This window comes from Gardnerella vaginalis (assembly GCF_001563665.1).
Taxonomy (GTDB): domain Bacteria; phylum Actinomycetota; class Actinomycetes; order Actinomycetales; family Bifidobacteriaceae; genus Bifidobacterium; species Bifidobacterium vaginale_A.
In genome coordinates, this window is record NZ_KQ961857.1 from 102,652 (window position 1) to 123,986 (window position 21,335).

The following is a 21,335-nucleotide window of genomic DNA, read 5'->3' on the forward strand; positions in this document are numbered from 1 at the left end:
GAAATTATTAAATTTTACTATTTTCCAGCAATTCTCTAGCGTGTTGCAAAGAAGCTTTAGAATCACTTCCTGAAAGCATTCGAGCAATTTCTAGAACACGATCTTCATACCCCAATTTAGTTATAGTAGTATCTGCTAAAAGCGTAGAAGAATCAGAAGCAGCAGCAGAATCAGCAGCAGAATCATTTTGATTCAAACTATTCTCTTTGTGCTCTATAGTCTTTTGTACAACATATTGAGTATCAGCAAAAGAAGCAACTTGAGCTAAATGAGTTACTACAATAACTTGACAACTCTTAGCAAGCTGAGCCAATCGTTTTCCAAGCTCAAGAGCAGCAACACCTCCAACACCTGCATCGACTTCATCAAAAATAAAAGTCATCTCGTGATTATCATTACGCCTACAACGAGCAGCAACGAGCTCCATAGCTAACATCAATCTGCTTAATTCTCCACCTGAAGCACTACTAGCAATAGGTAAATCTGAAGATGCTGGAAATGGCTTAAATAAAAACTCAATACTATCTGCACCATGACTATCTAAACGAATATCACCAGAGCCATCTTTTTCATTTTCAACAACTTTCACAATGAGGAGCGCATCTTGCATAGCTAAAGATTTGAGTTCTTCAGTAACATCATCACTAAGTTTTCTTGCAGCATCAACACGCTTTTCAGTTAATATTTTAGCTAAACGCAAAGCATTACAATATTTCTCATTGCATAATTCTTTAGCACGTTTTATAGCCTCTGGAGAATCATCTAAATCTTCTAATTCATATCTAGCTTTTTTAGACCACTCAAGAACATCCTCTATTTTAGGACCCCATCTTCTAGTAAGCTCATTTAAATCATGAATACGAGCATTGATAGAATCTAAATCTTCTTGACTCTCATCAATATCTAATTGCTGCGTTAATTGCATAACGATATCTGAAAGTTGTGCAGAAATATCATCTAGCTGATTTAAAATATCATCGTATAAGCCTTCAATGCGAATAGATCTAAGTGCTTTAATAGCATTATCTATAAGATGCAATATATCAATAGAATCAGAAGAATAATCAATTTGACTAGCATCTATAGATGAAACTGCATCACTTACTCCCCTAATAATTTGAGCAGCATTTTCTATGCGATTCCTTTTTTCAATAAGATCTATATCTTCATTAGGTTTAGGATCAATATGATCTATTTTTTCTAATGATTCTCTCAAATAATCAGCGCGCTGACGAACTGAAGATTCTTGATTTATAATGCGATTATATGATTCTTTAGCGCTTTTCCAATCCTGAAAAGCATTATAATATTCTTTTAATTCTGCACTATCGTTTGCAATAATATCAAGAAAATCACGCTGATTTGCTTTAGATGCAATTCGCAATTGGTCACTTTGACCATGAATTGTAATTGCATAAGAAGAAATTTGACTTAATAAAGTTTTAGGAACACCTTTACCAGAAACCGTTGCTCTAGATCTTCCATTTTTAGGAATGCTACGAGATACGTAAACATCTAATTTTGAATTATTTGTATCTGATTCTTCTAAATAAATTCCAGACGATTGTAATAAATTCGCTAAAGAACTATCTTTATATGTACAAAATACGCCCTGTACCCATGATTCATCAGCATTTGCTGCTATTCTCGACAATTGCGCTTTCCCACCAGAAATCAATGAAATAGCACTTAATAACATTGATTTACCAGCTCCAGTTTCTCCAGTAATAGCAGTCATAGAATGAGAAGGAGTGAACAATGCGTGAGAAATTGGTCCTAAATTACGAATCTCTAATTCTTCGAGCATGCGATACCTCTATTTTCACGCCAACCAACAACTGGCAAATCGAACTTAGTAACTAATCTTTGAGTAAAAGACACGCCTGAAAGACGAGCTAAAAATAGTTCATCTTTAGATTGACGAATCTGAATCCTAGAACCTTTCGGAAGAGCTCTTTGACGTCTACCATCACAGCAAATCCAACCACCTGAAGATGAATTGTCAAGAATGTCAATTGTAAAAGTAGAGCCTGAACCAATAACAAGAGGCCTAGCGAAAAGCGCGTGAGCAGCTAAAGGAACTAATTGTAAAGCTTCAACATTTGGCCACATAATTGGACCTCCTGCAGAAAAAGCATATGCCGTAGAACCTGTAGGAGTTGAAACTATTACTCCGTCACAACCAAAAGAAGACATTTCTACATCGTCAACACGAATTGAAAGCTCAACCATACGACCCCTGTCAGATCTATCAAGCGTAATATCGTTAAGCGCCCAATCACATAATGGTTCACTTTCTCCAGGAAGCCATACATCTACATGCGCTTCCATTCTATGTTCCAAAAAATAATCTTTTTTAGCAATTCTATGAATAGCTTCATCAATTTGAAAACTTTCAAATTCAGCTAAAAATCCAACATGCCCTAGATTTATACCGATAATTGGAACTGGAGTACAATGCACTAACTCAGCAGCTTGGAGCATAGTGCCATCTCCACCAAGAACAACAACAATTTCAGTATTTTCATCAACTATGCAGCAAGGCTTTTGAGCAAAATCTGAAAGCGAAGCACTATTAAATACATCAACATTGAATCCTGCATCAACAAGTCTTCTAGTAACTTGCATAACAACAGCGCTGTGTTTATCTAATCTCGCATGAGTAACAACTAGCGCACGGCGAGAACCCGAAGCAACATCTCCTATGAATTGTTCCGGCATTGCACAGCCCCCCATCACACTGTTCATAACATAACAACAACTATTGTAATTGTTACATAACACATTGTGCAAAACTAATTAAAAACTTTATTCAATAATTAACACGCGCATAAAGAAGATACTCAATATTGCCATGCGTACCTTCTATAGGAGATTCATGAGTAGATACAACTTGAAAACCATTATTTTTAGCACAATCTATAACTGTTTCTAACGCTTTAATTCGAAGATTTTCATCTGTTACAATCCCACCTTTGCCAAGATTACCTTTACCTACTTCGAATTGCGGCTTAACTAACAGAACAACGTTTGTTTTCAAATCAGCAATACGAGCAATTACTGGAATAACTAAAGTAAGAGAAATAAAAGAAACATCCGAAACAATCAAATTAGGCTTATATGGCAGATCTTCTTCATAAACATCTCGAATATTTACTCCACTCATTTCAATCACTTTTGGATTAGATGCGATTTTTTGATGCAACTGTCCATGCCCAACATCTAAAGCTATAACAGATTCAACTCCTCTTTGTAATAAAACATCACAAAAACCACCAGTTGAAGCACCAATATCTAAAGCTTTAGTTGATGAATTGATTTCAAGACCAAGATTTTCAAATAACGAAAATGCTCCTTCTAATTTAAGAGCTCCTCTAGAAACATATTTAAGACAAGAATCTACATTTTTAGACTCATTAAAACTTATTTTTTCGTCAGTTTTTACTAAAAATGATGGTTTTTTAATATTTCGATTATTTACATTAACAATTCCAGAACGTATTAAACGCTGAGCAATTGTCCTGCTTTCAGCTAAACCTCGATTTACTAGCGCACAATCTAAACGCTCAAAAAAATCAGAACTACTCGCGCGAGAACCAGACGTTTGAAAGATAGCACGAGAACACGAATCAGATTCAGAAGACTCAAAGCCAGAACCACTTTCGCGAAAATTAGATTCAACTTTAGTAAAATTTATAAAATCTTTACTCGCGCTCATAAACAAAACTCCGGAAGAATATAATCATCTAGATTTTCTCCACTATCTTTCAAACTCCACGTCAAAGCGCAAGCAGCACGCAAAGCATTGCAATCACTAGAATCACTTACTTCAATTAAACGATTATCAACAAGTTTCGCTCTAGCATTAGCACAAACAAAAGTATTTTCGTCAATACGTTTTGGCGCTTCATGAGATTCGTTTAAACCTCTTAAATCAGCAGACACAAAGCTAGGGCGCAAATAATCTGGAGCAAGCATTAACATTTTAGGATTCGTAACACCTGTAAGAACAAGCAACGACTTATACCCACCTCTCGTACCAGCTTCAATATCTGTATCTAGACGATCTCCAACAGCAAGAGAATCATCTATGCTTATAACAGGATTAGCGCACTCATCTTTTTCTGTATAATCGCAAGAATCCTTAATAGATGCTAAATCATTACTATTTGCATTTGCAGCAACAAGCAATCTTGCTTCATCATACATTGCAGACTCTGGTTTACCTGCAGATGCAATTGGTTCAACTCCAGTAGCGTTAATTACAGCTTGAATCATAGAACCGCATCCTGGAGCAATTCCAAGCTCACGAGGAATTGTTAAATCACGATTTGTAACAAAATATTTCGCACCATGCTCAATAGCGAATGAAACTTCAGCCATTTCAAGCCACGTCATTTGAGGATACCAGCCTTGAATTACAGCTTGAGGAGAATCTTCGCATGAAAGTACTGGTTCAAGTCCTACTTTTTTCACCTCTTGGAGCAAATGTTCTGCACCCAAGACAAGGACCTTCGCACCACGATCTACGTGACGCGCAACCATTCGAGCAGCAACAACTGAGGATGTAATAATCTGCCATGGCTCTACTTTTAGTCCAAAACTTTCCAATTGCTTTGCAACAACAGTAGGAAAACGAGAAGAATTATTAGTTGTATATTCAATAAACATACCGCGATTTTGCGCACCAGCAATAGCCTCACAAGCATTTGCAACAGCATTTCCACCTCTATAAACAACACCATCTAAATCAAGTAATGCTAAATTAAAGGATTCACTTAAAAATCGTTCACTTGACAATAAATTTGTTCGTTTATTAAATTGCATAAGACTTCCTCGCATAATTTAATCGCAAATTAACAATTGCCCGACTCACTATTGTCAACACAAAGTAGCCGGGCACAAAAATTAGTTTTGAATGTTATTCTTTAGAATCAACAGTTCCATTTGAAGTAGTTTCAACATTATCTGAACTACTTAATTTATTATTATCTTTTTCAGAATTTTCAGATTCTGCTAGAGAATCAGATTTAGATTCCTCAAAACTAGAATCATCTAAGCTTTCAGAATCATCTGAATCTTCAGAGTCTTCAGAATCATAAGAGTCATAAGAATCTTCAGAATCTTCAGGAGCAAATTTTGCATCATCTTTACTAACTCCAATATCTTCTAACAAAGACTCATTGAAATGTTCCAAATCATAGTCAATCACAATATCTTCCGGATTAACTTCATCATCTTCAATATCCGCATATTGCTCTTCTAAGCGATCTAACAATCCTTCTAATTCAAGAGCTTCATCACTTCTTCCAGCTTCTTCTAAGAAGTATTGTTCAGCTTGAATAGCACGCATGCGATACTCTCCAGGCAAACCCTTTGAACGTCCCATAACATGAACAAGCTCAATAGCTTTATCAATATGATTAGTATCAGCTAAAACTCCAGCATAAACTAAGAATAATTCAGCTTTTACTTCTCCAACAACAGATTTAGCTTCATCAGACATGCATATTTCTAATGCTTTATCAAGATTACCAATTCCGCGTTCGCAATCAGCAATAAAAGGCAAATAATCAAGATAACCATTCATACGCATTGCTGTACGAAATTCTCTCGCAGCTAACTTATAATCACCCTGACGATAAGCAATAAAAGCTAACGTTTCTCGAGAAAAATCAATACGAGAAGCTTGCTTAGCAGCCCATTTAGCATGCTCTAAAGCCAACTTCGGCTCTTCCTCTTCCAACGCATAAGCAGCAAGAATATGCAAACCAATATTTTCTGCATGCTCTTTAGAAAGTCCTCGCAAACGTTCACGAGATTCCTTAGAAAGCATTGCCCACTCCATACCCTTAGGCATTTTAGGCTCGCCTGGACGGCGCGCAGTATATGGATTTTGCGAAGGATACGAAATAGTTCCATCAGAATTACGGCGCGGACCATTCTCATAATTAAAATTACGATCTTCAACGCGCTTATCATAGCGATTATAACGATTTTCGCTATGAGAAGCACGATTTGAATCACGATTCTCTAAACGGCGCTCACCATGATTCTTAAAACCATCTTTATGGAAACCATCTTTATGGAAACCATTACGCTTTACTCCATCTTTACGAAAATCGCCATTATTAAAACCATCACGACTTGACTTGCGATTATCATAACGTTCATCATTGCCATTAAAACGATTATTATCAGACTTCTTATAACGTGGGTTACCGCTTTTCACTGAACCGCTATTTTGCGAACGATAAGCATCAGAACGTTCAAATCTAGATTCATCATTGCTGTCAAAACGATGATTGAAACGGCGATCATTGCGCTCGCCATCGCGCTTAAAGGAACCCTTATGGAAACCATCGCGCTTAAAACCATCGCGCTTAAAACCGCTCTTATTGAAAGACTTTCTAGCACCATCTCGTCTAGTATCATTGCTATCAAAATCACGGCGCTCATTGCGATCATTGCGCTCGCCATCGCGCTTAAAGGAACCCTTGTGGAAACCATCGCGTCTTAAGCCATCTTTGTGAAAACCGCCATGTCTCTCAGCACCTCCACTTTTGGCACCTCTACGATGACCACCAAATTTTCCTCGTCCACTAAACGACTTGCCACCGCTTCTAGAATACCCACGTTCTTCGCCCATTATTGGCATACCTCTCACTAACGCTTAATTGCAACTTAATAATTGCAAAAGCATAATTCAACTATTTATTAAACTCAATAAATGCTAGACACAGAAATATTCGCACATCTAGCAATAAATACTTATACAATTTGCTTATAATTCTAATAATTCAAGATTACATTAAAAACAAATCATATTCTCTCAACAGCACCAATAGCTTTCTTACCTCTACGAAGTAAAGCAAATCGATTATGCAAGAACGAATCTTCACCTAAAACGTCATCAACACTATTTACGCGCTCGTTATTCAAATACAAGCCGCCAGAAGTAATAGCACGGCGAGCTTCAGAAATAGTGCTGAACAATCCTGCTGCAACAGATGCTTCAACAATACGATTACCTACACTAGACTTAGCAAAATCCAAATTTCCATCTTCGTTTTTAACTTTAACGCCATCTATTGCAGCTTCAAGAGTTTGCTCATCAATATTGCTAAGATCTCCACGACCAAACAAAGCAGATGAAGCAGAAATAGCCTGATTTGTAACATCCTCGCCATGCACAAAACTTGTAACTTCCCAAGCTAAAACTCTCTGAGCTTCACGACTACCAGGATCTTCCTGTATTTGCTGTTCTAGACGCTCAATCTCACTCTTTGGAAGGAACGTAAAAGCCTTCAAAAGCTTCACTACTTCATCATCAGGCTGATTAAACCAGAATTGATAGAAACGATAAGGGCTAAGCATAGTAGGATCAAGCCACATGGCATTACCTTCAGATTTGCCGAATTTACGACCTTGATTATCTGTAATAATCGGGCTTGTAAACACATGCACAGATGCTCCACGAACTTTACGAATCAAATCCATTCCAGAAGTTAAATTACCCCACTGATCTGAACCGCCAAGTTGCAAAGTAACGTTGTAATTATCAAATAAGTACAAAAAGTCATTTCCTTGCAAAACTTGGTAGCTAAACTCAGCAAATGAAATACCTTCATCAGAATTCAAACGCCTAGCAACAATATCTTTAGAAAGCATCGTACCAACGCGGAAATTTTTACCAACATCACGCAAGAAATCTATAGCAGACATCTTTGAAACCCAGTCATAATTACTTACGAATCGCACTGGATTTTCTCCATCAAGCGGCAAAATTCTTCCAATTTGCTTACGTAAACGATCAGCCCAAGCAGAAACAATATCTTTAGAATTTAGCGTGCGCTCTCCACTTTGACGAGGATCTCCAATCAAACCGGTAGCTCCACCAACTAAGGCAATAGGATGATGTCCTGCAACTTGCAAATGACGCATATTAATAAGCTGAACAAGATTACCTATATGCAAAGAAGCAGCAGTAGGATCATATCCGCAATAATACGTCAATGGTTCTCCGTCAAGTGCTTGAGCAAGCTGCTTCTCGTCAGTAGATTGCGAAATCAATCCACGCCATTTCAGCTCTTCAAACAAAGAAGCAAACCCAGCCTCTTTGTAATTCCTGACCTGAGCCATTCGTATCTCCTTATTGCAAAAATTACAGAAAATATCATGCGCTTAAAGCGCTATAAGCCTTTCAATTTTGTCAGTAGATGACGACACTATTTTGAAACAACAGAAAGTAACCAGTTTGCTCTTTTTTCAGCTTCCTCATTAGATACGCAAACCATAATCACAGTATCATCTCCAGCAACAGAGCCAAGAATACCTTTTAATGGTTGCTTATCAATAACACTAGCAACATACTGTGCAGCTCCAGATGGAGTATGAATTACAACAATATTATTTGCGAAACCAACTTCTGTGATAAGTCCTGAAACCACACGCGCAACTTGCTGATCAATACGCACAGTATCCATAGCATGGCGGTTTCCAGTACCATCACCTAAAACATATGCGATTCTACCATCAGTAAGACGTATTTTAACAGCATTCATTTCGTCTAAATCACGACTCAAAGTAGCTTGAGTAACATAAAAACCGTGACGAGCTAGAATCTTAGAAAGCTGAGATTGTGAAGTAATAACCTCACTTAAGATAGCTTGCTCAATTGCATTTAATCGTGCAGCTTTAGTAACAGGGCGTTGCTTTCCAACTGATTTACTAGTATTAAATTCTTCTGCTCCATTATTGTCATCTGCATAATCATAACTATCAAAATCATTTACGCTTACATTCTTAAACGTTTTATTAGATTTAGTCATAATATTTATGCACCTTTTATATACCTTTTTACAGATTATTCCAATCTAATATACATTAAAATACTAATAAATATTTAATTTTTTACACAATTTTATATAAATCAAAAACAATCAATATATAAAATCAAAATAATTCTAAAACACATAAATAGTGTAACTGAACGAATGAAAACGAACAGTTACACTATTTAACAAGCCATTAGCTAGTAAAGCTACGAAAAGCATTGACTAACAGCACTTAAGCGTAATTTAGAATATTAAATACTACACTCGCAAAGTAGCATGCAATTCTTTAGCAGATTTTGTAATCGATTCGCGTACAGATTCCATCTCTTCACCAGAAAGAGTTCTATCTTTCGCGCGGAAAGTCACAGAATATGCAAGAGATCTTAAGCCATCTGAAAGCTGCTCGCCTTCATAAACGTCAAAAAGCTCAATAGACTCAAGCAAATCACCAGAAGCTTTTTTAATAGCATCTTCCAAATCCTTAGCAGTTAAAGAAGAAGGAGCAACAAAAGCAAAATCTTGCTTAACTGGAGGGAATGTTGAAACAGGCTTAGCTTGAACAGGCTTAATGCACATAGATGCAAATAAAGCAGTTAAATCAAGCTCAAAAGCAGCAGAATGTTTAGGCAAATCTAAATTCTCATCAACTTGAGGATGCAACTCTCCTACAATACCAATCTCAACTCCGTCACTTCCATCAACTGGAACATACACTTTAGCAGTACGACCGGGATGCCAAGAAGCAGGAACAACATTTGCAGAAAGCTGGCGAATTTCAAAATCAACACCAATTCGCTTTCCTAAACGTGTAACTGCTTCTACAGCATCGCTCCAATCTACATCTCTATGAGTTGCAAGCCAACCAGTTTCTTCAGCTTTACCTGTCATTAGAGCAGAAACATGCAAAGGTTGATCTGGCAAACCTGCATCCAATGCAGCAAGTTCAGCATCTGTAGGGCGCACACAACCAGGCAAAGCTGGAATAGCAGGAGCTTTAGGATCTGCAAGATACACGTGACCTAATTCATAAAGCGAAACATCACTTAAACCACGATGAAGATTCCTACGAACGCTACCAGCTAAAGTAGTAAGAATATTACGGCGAAGCCAAGGTCTATTCTCAGCCAAAGGATTAGCAATTCTAACGCTAACTTTAGATACTTCATCAACATCTTGGCGGAAAGCTTTAAAATCTTCCTCTCCAACGAATGGATAGCTCAAAGACTCAACTAGTCCCATTTCTGCAAGCTCATACGCAATAGCTCTACGAATAGATTGTTCAGCAGTCAAACCCGTTTTACCAACAATAGGAACAGCAGGAACTTTAACAGGAATCTCGTCATAACCAATTAAACGAGCGATTTCTTCAACTAAATCACAAGGCTCATTCAAATCTGGTCTCCAAGTAGGAGGAAGAACTGAAAACGAACCATTTCCACCACCAGCTACTGAACAACCAATATCAGTTAGAATATCGCTAATACGATTCAAATCAACATCAAGACCTGCAACACGCTTAACTTCATCAGCTTTGAAAACAATAACACTACGCTGTTGAGTGTTATTAACGTCATTAGGATACTTAGATGGATTACCTCCACCTAAATCAGCTAATAACTTAACAGCCATTTGAGCTGCAGCAGGCTGAAGCTCAGTATCAACACCACGTTCAAACCTACGAGAAGCTTCAGAAGGAATCTTATGGCGACGAGCTGTACGAGCAATAGAAACAGGATCGAAGTGAGCTGATTCAATCAACACATTCTTAGTTTCACTCGTAACTTCTCCATACATTCCACCCATAACTCCAGCAAGACCTAACACGCGAGAGCCATGATTTCCACTTGGAGAATCACAAATCACTAAATCCTCTTCAGTAAGCTCATGATCTTTACCATCTAAAGTAGTTAAATGCTCACCTGTTCTAGCGCGGCGAACAACAATAGGACCATCGATTTTATCTAAATCGTAAGCATGCAAAGGCTGACCAAGATCCAACATCACATAATTTGTTACATCTACAGCAAGGGAAATTCCACGCATACCTGCACGAGTCAAACGTCTGCGCATCCATTGAGGACTAGAAGCATTCGCGTCAACATTCCTAATAGCGCGAGCATAATAACGATCACAACCAATAACGCCATGAATAGGATTATTATCTTCAATACTTACATCAATATCAGTTGGCTCTCCTGCTGGAAGACCATCTAAAACTGGAATATCTTTATTTAATTCAATAACAGGATCTTTATAAACTGCTCCAGTTGAATTATGGTATTCACGAGCAACACCTCTATATGAGAATGCATAACCACGATCAGGAGTTATGTTAATCTCTAAAATCGGCTTATTTAGATGCAGCAAATCCATAACATCATCGCCAGGTTTCAAAGCATCGTATTCAGCTTTAGAGAACCCATACTCGCGTAGCAAAATAATTCCATTATGACTGTCACCTAATCCAAGCTCACGCTCGGAAGCACACATGCCATCCGAAATATGACCATAAGTTTTTCTAGGCTCAATCTTGAAATCTCCAGGAAGCACAGCTCCAGGAAGCGTCACAACAACCTTTTCTCCAGCAGCCATATTAGGAGCGCCACAAATAATGCCACGAGGAACCTTCTTACCGTTGGCATCAACATCGTTATACTTATCTCCAACGTCAATATGGCACCAGTTTATAGTTTTACCGTTCTTTTGTGGTTCAGGAGTAGCATCAACTACGTAGCCAACAACAATAGGACCTGTAACCTGAGATGCGTGTATTTCTTCCTCTTCTAAACCAACACGAACTAAATCTTTAGCTAGTTGTTCACAAGTTAAACCATCTGGCACTTCAACATGATCTTTAAGCCAGTCAATATCTACCATTGGCATGAGTATTACTCCCCCATTACAAACTGTTGTGCGAAGCGCTTATCGCCTTCAACCAAATCATGCATATCGTTAATATCGTGTCGAAGCAACAAAGTACGCTCCAAACCTACTCCAAAAGCGAAACCTGTATAAACTTCTGGATCTAATCCTGCAGACTTAAGCACATTAGGATTTACCATTCCACAGCCGCCCCACTCGATCCAGCCAGGACCACCTTTTTTATCTGGGAACCACAAATCAAGCTCAGCACTAGGCTCAGTAAATGGAAAATAGCTAGGACGTAAGCGGCTCTTTGCATCTGGACCAAACATAGCAACAGCCAAACGATCAAGAACACCCTTCAAATCAGCCATACTCAGATTCTTATCTACAGCCAAAGCTTCGCATTGATGGAACACTGGAGTGTGAGTTGCATCTAGCTCATCAGTACGAAAAACTCTACCTGGAGAAGCAATATAAAGAGGAACACCACGTTCAATTAAAGCACGAACTTGATCAGATGAAGTTTGCGTACGCAAAACCATGTTCGAACCAACAAATCCAGCAGCATCTTGAGCTTGATTACCTTGAACATAGAAAGTGTCTTGCATTTGGCGAGCAGGATGATCTGGTCCAAAATTCAAAGCATCAAAATCGAACCACTCAGTTTCAACCTCAGGACCTGCAGAAATTTGCCAACCCATAGACACAAAAAAGTCTTCAAAATCTTCAATAATACGCGAAATAGGATGACGCGCACCCAAAGGCTTACGGTTTATAGGAAGCGTCATATCTACAGTTTCCGCAGAAAGAATACGAGCTTCTTCAAGAGATTTAATTCGTTCAGACGCAACTGCGAAAGCACGACCGAAATCTGCACGCAATTGTGACATTACTTTGCCAACTTCCTTCTTCTGTTCAGCAGGCAAACTACCAATCTCTTTACTCGCCAAAGTCATAACAGATTGCGAACCAGCATATTTTGTTTTTGCCGACTTCAAATCATCCATGCTTTGAGCGGACTCTACACAAGCAATGCCCTCTTCCACTGCTTTTTTGACAGCATCCAAATCAAATGGCTTATTACCCGTCACAGCACCCTTCCTATTCATATAAAAGTTAATCGTTACGCTACAAAGCTACATTTTTCGCTCATGACTAGACATAGCTAAGCCCATAAGCATAACTGCTGCACTAGTAGCTAAATTCATTGATTCAGCTTTACCATAAATAGGTATTATTGATATTTCATCAACCTTATTTAGAATTTCCTCATTCAAACCACGAGCTTCATTACCAAATAAAACAGCTAAAGAAGATTTCATTAGTTCACTATCTTTAACTACAAGAGGAAAATCTTTTGGCTTGCGATTTTTCGTTCCGTAAATATCCGCAGCAATTATTTTCACACCAGCAGATGAAGCCCAATCAAACCATTCACTTTCGCTCATAGTAATTACAGGAAGATGGAATAACGAACCTGCAGTAGAGCGAACAAGTTTTGGATTTTGTAAATTAACACAATCGTCAACAAATACTACAGCATCACATCCTGCAACATCAGCAACACGAATAATAGCACCAGCATTACCTGGATCTCTTACTTGCCAACAAGCTGCAATTCGCAAAGTTTTACTACTTTTTTTCGCACAATCTTCTAAATTCTTAACATCCGATTCGTAGGAATCTTCTAAAGATTTAGCGTCCAAAACAGCAACAATTCCTTGACTATCAGTGCTAATTTTTTTCATTACATCACTTGTTACAGGATGAACATAACACTGTTTTTCCAAAGATTCGCGAACGATAGAAGTGTTTGTGGAAATGTTTGTAGAAGCGTCTGTAGAAGAAATTGTAGAAGAAGAATTACTATTAGCAGCATTTGAAACGTAGCAACCTGCACTATTATTCGGCGACTCAAGCGAATCCGAAGACTCAAGCGCATAAACAGCATCATCTAATGCATAAATATCACAAATAAAGTCTGAAGCATATCGAACAGCTTCACGTACACTTTGAGGTCCTTCAACTAAAAACTTTAAATTTTCATGTGATTTTATACGTTTTATAGCACAAATACGCTTTACTCTATCGCTATGAGGATTATCCATCAATTCTTTCAAAGGCATAATATCACCTTACTTTAAACTCATACCAACGCTTAAGAATGCTAATTAAATTACTCATGATGCTCAGATGAGCTAGGAGTTGTGTATCCTTCAGGTTCTAGTTGAAAAGTGGTATGCGAAACAGATACAGGAAAATGCTCACGTAAACAATCTTGAAGTTGACTAAGAATTTGTGCGCACTGATCCATATTCAAATCTCTATCAACAACTACATGAGCCATAAAAATAGGCATACCTGTAGAAACAGTACTAGCATGCAAATCGTGCACAGCTATTACATGCTCAACACCTTCTAAATGCTTACGAACTAAATCTAAATCTAAACCTTCAGGTGTTTGTTCCAATAATACTTTTATAGCATTTTTTAATAATTTTATTGCCCTAGGAATCATCAAAATCGCAATAATTCCACCAGCTAAAGCATCAAATCCACTCCAATTAGTACTCATCATAACAACTGCTGAAATTACTACAGCTACAGACCCTAAAGCATCATTCATAACCTCTAAGAAAGCAGCTCGCATATTCATATTGTCGTTAGAACGAGAAACTAAAATAATAATAGATCCAACATTGGCAATCAAACCAAGAAGACCAAAGAAAAGCAGCTGATTCACATCATGAATACCACTATGCCCATTACCAAAAAGACGCATACACGCTTCAACAAGAGCATATACTCCAACGAAAAGTAATACTAAAGCACCTGCTGCAGCTGTAATAACTTCTAAACGCGCCCATCCCCATGTACGTTTCCTATTAGGACGGCGCTGCATAAGTATTGCAGTTAGAGTCGAAGCAACAAGAACTGATATATCTGTGAGCATATGCCCAGCATCAATAAGAAGCGAAAGAGAATTTGTAAGGAAAGATCCTACTACTTCTGCAAAGAAAACTATTGACGTAAGAGATAAAGTTAGAATCAAGCGCTTCTGATGCGAACGATGCGGATTATAGCTATTATTACGTGATTCGTTCGAATTAGATTCAATAGAATATTGCGAAAAATCAGTATTAGCATAAGATTCATTTGAGCTAGATTGCGTTGAAATATCATGATTATGCATAAATTAAGCACCCCCTATATGAGCATACATCAGTTAAATAAATCACAAAATATTTATGATTATTATTTTTGCGCTATGACCCATGATTTTGGCATATAACCCCTGATTTTTGGACACACGACCAATGAATTTTTGGGCATATAACCATGAATTTGGCATACGACCAATTATTTTAGTCATATAACCATGATTTTAGTAAAACGTGTGAAAAGATATGTGCTTATAGTGACGTTTAACACAACACTTGCCAGAATCCCATAGCTGTATCAACTAAGGTTTATAATGCCGCTGTTTTCACTAATTTTACCGGATTCAAGCAACATACACAAAGCATTGTCTAAAGCTTCAATATCATGTTTCCCTATTCTCTTTTTTCCATATAGTTCGGCCATAAATTTATATAAACCATCTTTTGTTACCTTAACATTTTTACGAATAATCTCTAGTATTCCTTCGCCAATCTCTTCAGGTGCAATCTGATTAAAATTGCGAATAATGTCGCCAGGTAATCTGAAAACAATAGGCTTATTTTCTAAATACATAAACCCATTCCTACGAATAATACCGAAATATTCGCATCCTCGCATTTTTATATCAAAACTTTTTTGCACGACTGAAGTAACTTTCTCACGTTGAAAATACCAAACAATCCTCTGCAAAAGAAGGTCTTCTGAAAGAGGAGCTTCAACTTCTAGAATATCCTTAACAATTTCTTTAAAACCTATGTTTTTATGCTCATCAAAAGTATTTTTGCAATCAGCCATCTTGTATTTTTCAAAAGAAAAATGATTAGTATCAACCGGTTGTGTAATATTATTGAGATTTGCTGAAGATTTTTCTTCTACCCTACTCATATTTTCCATATATTCATGATGAGAATCTGCATGAGTTACATTCTTACCATGAACAGAATCAAGTAAATCAACTGAATTATTATCCGAAGAAACTATACGTTTATCAGACAAAGATGCACTACTATCAGAAGAATCTTCTTCATGAATGCATTTCATTTTTACAGCTTCGTTAGCAGCAGCCAAAAGCTTCTCTTGCTCAACTATCCTATTCTTAAACCACTCAGTCGACCAAATTCTATAGAATTTCCAACCCATATTTTCCAAAATAGTCTGTCGAAGTCTATCACGATCACGAGCATTCTTAGACGAATGATATGTAGCACCATCACATTCAATCGCCAAAACATAGTCGGAACTATCGCGAATCTTTAATCCAAGATCAATCCTGAATCCAGAACATCCTACCTGCGTGTCTACAGAGAACCCATGATTTCGTAAGAATTCACAGACTTCATATTCAAAGTCTGAATCAAACTGATCCGTATTTCCAACGCTTTCACTGCGCCGTAAAGCGATCTCACCATTTTCTGCAAAATCAAGATACTCTCTTAGCAGTCTAACACCTTCTGATTCAGTGCGACTTAGATCTATATCCATCGCATGCATGGAAGAAACAACTTGAATGTTATATTTTGCTCTTGTAACAGCAACATTCAAGCGTTTTTCGCCACCTTCTTTATTTAAAGGTCCAAAATTAAGAAGAATAACACCTTTAGAATCTGGACCATATCCAATGCTGAATATAATAGTGTCACGCTCATCTCCTTGAACAGTTTCAAGATTCTTTATGAAGAACGCATCCTCTTTGTTCTCATCAAAGAAAAACTCTTTTTCTGGAGTAGATTGACGCCTCCTGAACAACAATTTGTCAATAAGATTTTGTTGACTTTGACTAAATGCAATAACGCCCAAACTTCTATTAGGGTATTTATCAATGTTCTTATAAATCAAATCAACAACATACTCAGCTTCTTCTCTATTGTTATGAGAAGAACGATCAAATTCGCCATTTGCATAGTAATAATCAATACCCAAACCTTCAGAATCAGCATCAGCAGATGGGAAACTTATAAGCTTGTTATCATAAAAATTCTTATTAGAAAAAGCAATAAGTTGTTCACAGCGACTACGATAATGCCAGCTCAATCTGACCTGTGGCAAAACAACAGAAGCTAAATCCAATATAGAATCAAAGCTTCTTACATCATCATCATCATCTTCGTCATCATCTTCATCATTATTTATAACAGTAGCAAAGAAATTAGTAGGTGGCATTTGCTTAGAATCGCCAACAATAATAGCTTGCTTCGCGCGACTTATTGCGCAAATAGCATCCCAAGGAAACATCTGCGAAGCTTCATCGAATATTACAATATCGAATTGCATAGAATCATAGTCAAGATACGTACTCACACTTAAAGGTGACATCATAAAGCACGGCTTAACTTTCTGAACAAGCTCTCCAGCTTCTTTAATAAGTTCGCGTATATTCTTTTTGCTTCTTGATTTCTGATTTTCACGCAGTAGCATGCTTAGAGGACTTCCATATGAAGCGCAATTAGACTCAGGGCATGCAGATGAAAGCTTCTCACGTAATTTTATTTGATTTATCTTAAACTGTTCAATATCTTTCTCTGCAAATTCTTTTACTGCCCTATCTTGAGAAAGCCTACTAAATTGCAACAAAGAACTATTCTGCCTAATAAGTAAGTCAATCCATTGCAAATAGAACTGCTTCTTAAAAGTCCCTACAATGCTATCTTCATTAACATTATTCTTTATAACATCGTTAATAAATGTAAGGACCCCAATCTCTTTAATATCAACAAGTAAATCTCTAAAACCGCACCAATACTTCAGTCCATTAATAGATGAAAGACAGCAGTTCAGTCTAGTTTTAGCATCTTCCAAAGTTAAAACATTAAAATCAACAATCTTCTTGTCAAAACTATTGAAAATATAATTTAGATTTTGAAGATTATTTTCACTTAGAATACCAGCAATCTGATTAGAATATTCAATGAAAGATTTATTCTCAGATAAGAAACTTGAATATTTTTCTAATGACTCAAATGAGTATCCTCTATCAATAAGATTTTTAAGAGCTTCCATCTGGTTATTAACATAATTCCAGTCAGTATAAATTCCTTTATACGCTGGACCAAGCAATGATTTGATAGAAGATTCAATATAAATATATTCACTCATTGCATTCTGATAATCAGATAAGCTCTTCATTAAAAGAACAGATTCATAATATTTAGGTTTTTTATTTACTTTTTTGCACAATCGTATATCAGAAACAATCTTTTTATAATTCGAGTTAAAAATCCTAGATAATGCACCACTAAAGTGTTTCAGGTCACTGTAATTCTCTACACCATTTAACTTATAAATATCATCATTGCAGTCAGACAGATTTTGCATCGAAGCATGTATCCAATTGCTAATTGACTGCAATTTTTGCAAAGAATCATAAGCTATATCAAAATTACGCTTATTTAGAAGACCAGGAGTAATTAAATACGAGCCACCAACAAGTTCAAAGAAACTTCTCCAAAAGAAAATATCTACCAAATTTTTGCAGCAAATATTATAACGCTTAGAAATATCATTAGATATTTGCGATAACCTTTCTAACGTATCAACAGAAGAAGAAACACTATTCTTTATCCGCATTTCTTCCATAATAGAAAGATTTCGATTCAAATACCCATACCAAGGATTGTCATGATAGTCATATCCGATAGTAGGAAGATAATCTACATATTTTATTAAAAGATTAGTGGCATTATCGAGATAATCTGGTCCTAATTTAGATATATCTTGAACCTCACATATAACATCAGGATCTTTATCAAATTTTGCAAGACGCTCATATAAATCATACAAGCTCTTATTAATTACAGGATTTACTTTGTGAAGATTGTAGTCATAAGAATCCAATTTCTCTTTTGCTTTTACTTTAACATTTATTTCCTCATCAACTTTTAGTTGATTAATTTCATTCTTTTGAATATCGAAGTTATTACATATATCTTTGATAACATCTTTCTTATTGGCTTTATTTGAATGAAGTTGAAGGCAGAAGTCAGCAATACCTGTCTGCTGCATTTTGTTATATACAACTTTTAGCGCAGCAAGCTTTTCTGAAACGAATAATACTTTTTTACCATCATTAAGGCACTCAGCGATAATATTTGTAATTGTTTGACTTTTACCAGTTCCTGGAGGGCCTTGCAAAACAAAGCTTTTACCAGCTTTAGCCATTTCTATAGCATCAATTTGGCTAGAATCAGCGTCAACAACATTGCATAAATCAATTATTGAATCCTTACCAGCCTCAGACCCATCTATATCTTCATCAGATTCGTCATAAGAATCTGTAGAACAGCCTAAAAGCTTATTGACAATTAAATTATTAAGAATCTTATCTTTATTATTCTTAAGATCCATATACATATTTATTTTTGCGAAAGAAAAAAGTCCGATCTTACATTCTTTGCTTACACACCAGCCTAATTTAGAAACTAAATCTTGAACACTTTCAAAATATTCTTCTAGAGTTGTTCCATTTTCATATTCCGGAAGAGTTATGCCATACTCGTTATTGAGTTTGAGCGAAAATGTTTCATTTATGATAACCTCATTATCAAATAAGGATATTATGAACGGATCAGCAATAGATTTATTTTTTATTTGAATAGGAATTAAAAGTATAGGAGCATCATAAACAGTGTCAGCATAATTAACATCTTTCCAATGAATAAATCCAAATGCCATGTATACAACATTTATGCCGGTCTCTTTCATAATTTCATCGGAAGTTTTCATAATCTTTCTTGCAGCAACTATAGGATTACCGGAAATGCTGTACGCAAGAACTTGTGAGGAACTTATTTCATTAGAGAATTTATTAAGAAAATCGTTTTTGTTATAAATACGTTTATTTCTTTTACTATCTAAGCCTGTATTTTGTACAGAAGAGTCGTCATTACTATTATCAGCGTAAAAAATCTGCGGAGGATTAAATATTTCAAAAGACTTTGGATTACCTGAAGAGAACTCTTGGAAAATCTCTTTGGCACTTGGCTTCAATACTTCTATAGACAATTTACGATCTTTAAAACTTATAAGATTATTTCGCTTGCCAGTATCCAATAATTGTTCTGCCCATTTATCTATACGCTTAGATAACTCAATTAATTGTTTGGCTTCCATCTGCTCTTTACCTCACAAGCAATGTTGGTAACAACTCAATTGGAATAATTTTAACTCTAAATACTTTCTCTTTGTCTATAAAAGTAGAGAGTTTAAAAAAAAAATAATATATAAATAACCTTGATGGACAGTAGCAACCACTACTGTCCATCAATAGATAATTTAAAAAATAACTTGTAAAAACTATCCTCTTCTCCAACGAGGCCTATCACCGTCACGGCTTATACATACCATTGGAGTTCCTTTAGTTGTTACACCAGTAGCACCTTCTCGTGAGCAGAAAGATCCAGGATGCACATACTTTTGAGATACCTGAGGATGCTGCTCCTGAGGCCGCTGCTCCTGAGGATGCCTCCCCTGAGAATGCTGCCCCTGAGGATGTGGATTAACGTTATTTGTAGGCTGCTTCCTTACGGTAGTTGGAAGACGCTTTTTCTGAGATTCTTTACGAGCCTCTTCATCTTCCTTGTTTTTTGCCTCAATACTTTCATTAACAGCTTTTACAGCATCAGGAATTGCATCAGTATCGTTGTTGTTTATTGCTTCATTAAGATTATCAATAACTTTAGGATCTTTAACTTTACCTACTGCATCATCCGCAATTTTTTTCGCTTCACTGAGAACATGCTTTCTATATGAAACCTGAACATCATCGGAAGCTTGTTGTAATTGCTTTGTTTTATCTTTATAGTTTTCTAAACGATTATTAAGTTCTTTATTTGATTTTTTAATATCATCAGCATTACCCACTAAGCATGAAATTGTGGAAAAATCTTCATTCTTAACTTCATCAAATAGAGAATTCAAGTTATCAAGCACTGAAGAATCTTCTACATCCTCGGCAGAAATCTGACTAGTTTTATTTTTTGCATCATTTACAGCATCTTTTAGAGACTTACTCTCAGCATTCACTTTAACTTTCAAATTCTCACAAGTTTTCTGTAATGATTTAAATTCTGCATTTGAATTCGCACATCCACTGAAGCAAATTAAAGAAAAAGAAATTAGCATTATAAATGCAATCGAACTTAACCGACGTAATTTCCAAACCTCAGAACAAAAAACGTTATTGCACTTCCTTAGTGCCTTATTATTATCACTAATCATTGTAATTCCTAATGTAATATCACTGTATCAAATAAATTTGCATTAACAAATCACGCTAGAATTTTAGCACAAACCAAGCATAGGTTGTAACTGGATTATAGGACAAAAAGTTAAACAAAAGCGCCACACAGTAAAAACTACGCGGCGCTTAATCGTGCCTCCGGTGGGACTCGAACCCACAAGCCCGAAAGGGCGTCAGATTTTAAGTCTGATGCGTATGCCAATTCCGCCACAGAGGCAACAGACATATATTATGCC

Annotated in this window: 13 protein-coding genes and 1 tRNA gene; all 14 read right to left on the reverse strand. The window is 36.5% G+C overall.

Annotated elements, in window-relative coordinates:
- Positions 1 to 7: 7 nt before the first annotated feature.
- Positions 8 to 1,807, reverse strand: a complete 1,800-nt coding sequence (gene recN / locus HMPREF3230_RS02440) for a DNA repair protein RecN (protein ID WP_075523386.1) — start codon at positions 1,805 to 1,807, stop codon at positions 8 to 10.
- A complete protein-coding gene (locus tag HMPREF3230_RS02445) occupies positions 1,792 to 2,721 on the reverse strand; it encodes an NAD kinase (RefSeq protein WP_075523387.1) in 930 nt (309 codons plus the stop codon). Before HMPREF3230_RS02445 ends, recN begins: the two co-directional genes overlap by 16 nt.
- Before the next feature lie 91 nt (positions 2,722 to 2,812).
- On the reverse strand, positions 2,813 to 3,718 hold the full coding sequence (locus HMPREF3230_RS02450; protein ID WP_082266253.1) for a TlyA family RNA methyltransferase: 906 nt from the start codon (positions 3,716 to 3,718) through the stop codon (positions 2,813 to 2,815).
- On the reverse strand, positions 3,715 to 4,827 hold the full coding sequence (locus tag HMPREF3230_RS02455; protein WP_075523388.1) for an HAD-IIA family hydrolase: 1,113 nt from the start codon (positions 4,825 to 4,827) through the stop codon (positions 3,715 to 3,717). Before HMPREF3230_RS02455 ends, HMPREF3230_RS02450 begins: the two co-directional genes overlap by 4 nt.
- Before the next feature lie 94 nt (positions 4,828 to 4,921).
- On the reverse strand, positions 4,922 to 6,649 hold the full coding sequence (locus HMPREF3230_RS02460; RefSeq protein WP_075523465.1) for a hypothetical protein: 1,728 nt from the start codon (positions 6,647 to 6,649) through the stop codon (positions 4,922 to 4,924).
- Positions 6,650 to 6,822: 173 nt separating this feature from the next.
- Positions 6,823 to 8,142, reverse strand: a complete 1,320-nt coding sequence (tyrS, locus tag HMPREF3230_RS02465; RefSeq protein WP_075523389.1) for a tyrosine--tRNA ligase — start codon at positions 8,140 to 8,142, stop codon at positions 6,823 to 6,825.
- An 86-nt stretch (positions 8,143 to 8,228) separates the two neighbouring features.
- A complete protein-coding gene (locus HMPREF3230_RS02470) occupies positions 8,229 to 8,831 on the reverse strand; it encodes an arginine repressor (RefSeq protein ID WP_075523390.1) in 603 nt (200 codons plus the stop codon).
- 264 nt (positions 8,832 to 9,095) lie between these two features.
- Positions 9,096 to 11,720 (reverse strand): phenylalanine--tRNA ligase subunit beta, encoded by a 2,625-nt coding sequence (gene pheT, locus HMPREF3230_RS02475; protein WP_075523391.1) that lies wholly within the window; start codon positions 11,718 to 11,720, stop codon positions 9,096 to 9,098.
- Positions 11,721 to 11,725: 5 nt separating this feature from the next.
- Entirely contained in the window at positions 11,726 to 12,811 is a 1,086-nt protein-coding gene (gene pheS, locus HMPREF3230_RS02480; protein WP_075523392.1) for a phenylalanine--tRNA ligase subunit alpha, read from the reverse strand.
- Between the two features lie 27 nt (positions 12,812 to 12,838).
- Entirely contained in the window at positions 12,839 to 13,828 is a 990-nt protein-coding gene (locus HMPREF3230_RS02485) for a TrmH family RNA methyltransferase (protein ID WP_075523393.1), read from the reverse strand.
- A gap of 50 nt (positions 13,829 to 13,878) precedes the next feature.
- Positions 13,879 to 14,895 carry a cation diffusion facilitator family transporter gene (locus HMPREF3230_RS02490; RefSeq protein WP_075523394.1) on the reverse strand — a complete coding sequence of 339 codons (1,017 nt, stop codon included), beginning with the start codon at positions 14,893 to 14,895 and terminating at the stop codon, positions 13,879 to 13,881.
- Between the two features lie 266 nt (positions 14,896 to 15,161).
- Positions 15,162 to 19,970, reverse strand: coding sequence for a DUF4011 domain-containing protein (locus tag HMPREF3230_RS02495; RefSeq protein WP_075523395.1), 4,809 nt, complete (start codon positions 19,968 to 19,970; stop codon positions 15,162 to 15,164).
- 183 nt (positions 19,971 to 20,153) lie between these two features.
- Positions 20,154 to 20,894, reverse strand: coding sequence for a hypothetical protein (locus HMPREF3230_RS02500; protein ID WP_230955899.1), 741 nt, complete (start codon positions 20,892 to 20,894; stop codon positions 20,154 to 20,156).
- Positions 20,895 to 21,232: 338 nt separating this feature from the next.
- Positions 21,233 to 21,316: transfer RNA gene (locus tag HMPREF3230_RS02505), tRNA-Leu, on the reverse strand.
- Positions 21,317 to 21,335: the final 19 nt, after the last annotated feature.

What these genes read in the sequence shown, in the direction of transcription:
- recN (WP_075523386.1), bottom strand. Translation starts at nt 1,807, where the DNA reads ATGCTCGAAGAATTAGAGATTCGTAATTTAGGACCAATTTCTCACGCA.
- HMPREF3230_RS02445 (WP_075523387.1), bottom strand. Translation starts at nt 2,721, where the DNA reads ATGCCGGAACAATTCATAGGAGATGTTGCTTCGGGTTCTCGCCGTGCG.
- HMPREF3230_RS02450 (WP_082266253.1), bottom strand. Translation starts at nt 3,718, where the DNA reads ATGAGCGCGAGTAAAGATTTTATAAATTTTACTAAAGTTGAATCTAAT.
- HMPREF3230_RS02455 (WP_075523388.1), bottom strand. Translation starts at nt 4,827, where the DNA reads ATGCAATTTAATAAACGAACAAATTTATTGTCAAGTGAACGATTTTTA.
- HMPREF3230_RS02460 (WP_075523465.1), bottom strand. Translation starts at nt 6,649, where the DNA reads ATGGGCGAAGAACGTGGGTATTCTAGAAGCGGTGGCAAGTCGTTTAGT.
- tyrS (WP_075523389.1), bottom strand. Translation starts at nt 8,142, where the DNA reads ATGGCTCAGGTCAGGAATTACAAAGAGGCTGGGTTTGCTTCTTTGTTT.
- HMPREF3230_RS02470 (WP_075523390.1), bottom strand. Translation starts at nt 8,831, where the DNA reads ATGACTAAATCTAATAAAACGTTTAAGAATGTAAGCGTAAATGATTTT.
- pheT (WP_075523391.1), bottom strand. Translation starts at nt 11,720, where the DNA reads ATGCCAATGGTAGATATTGACTGGCTTAAAGATCATGTTGAAGTGCCA.
- pheS (WP_075523392.1), bottom strand. Translation starts at nt 12,811, where the DNA reads ATGAATAGGAAGGGTGCTGTGACGGGTAATAAGCCATTTGATTTGGAT.
- HMPREF3230_RS02485 (WP_075523393.1), bottom strand. Translation starts at nt 13,828, where the DNA reads ATGCCTTTGAAAGAATTGATGGATAATCCTCATAGCGATAGAGTAAAG.
- HMPREF3230_RS02490 (WP_075523394.1), bottom strand. Translation starts at nt 14,895, where the DNA reads ATGCATAATCATGATATTTCAACGCAATCTAGCTCAAATGAATCTTAT.
- HMPREF3230_RS02495 (WP_075523395.1), bottom strand. Translation starts at nt 19,970, where the DNA reads ATGGAAGCCAAACAATTAATTGAGTTATCTAAGCGTATAGATAAATGG.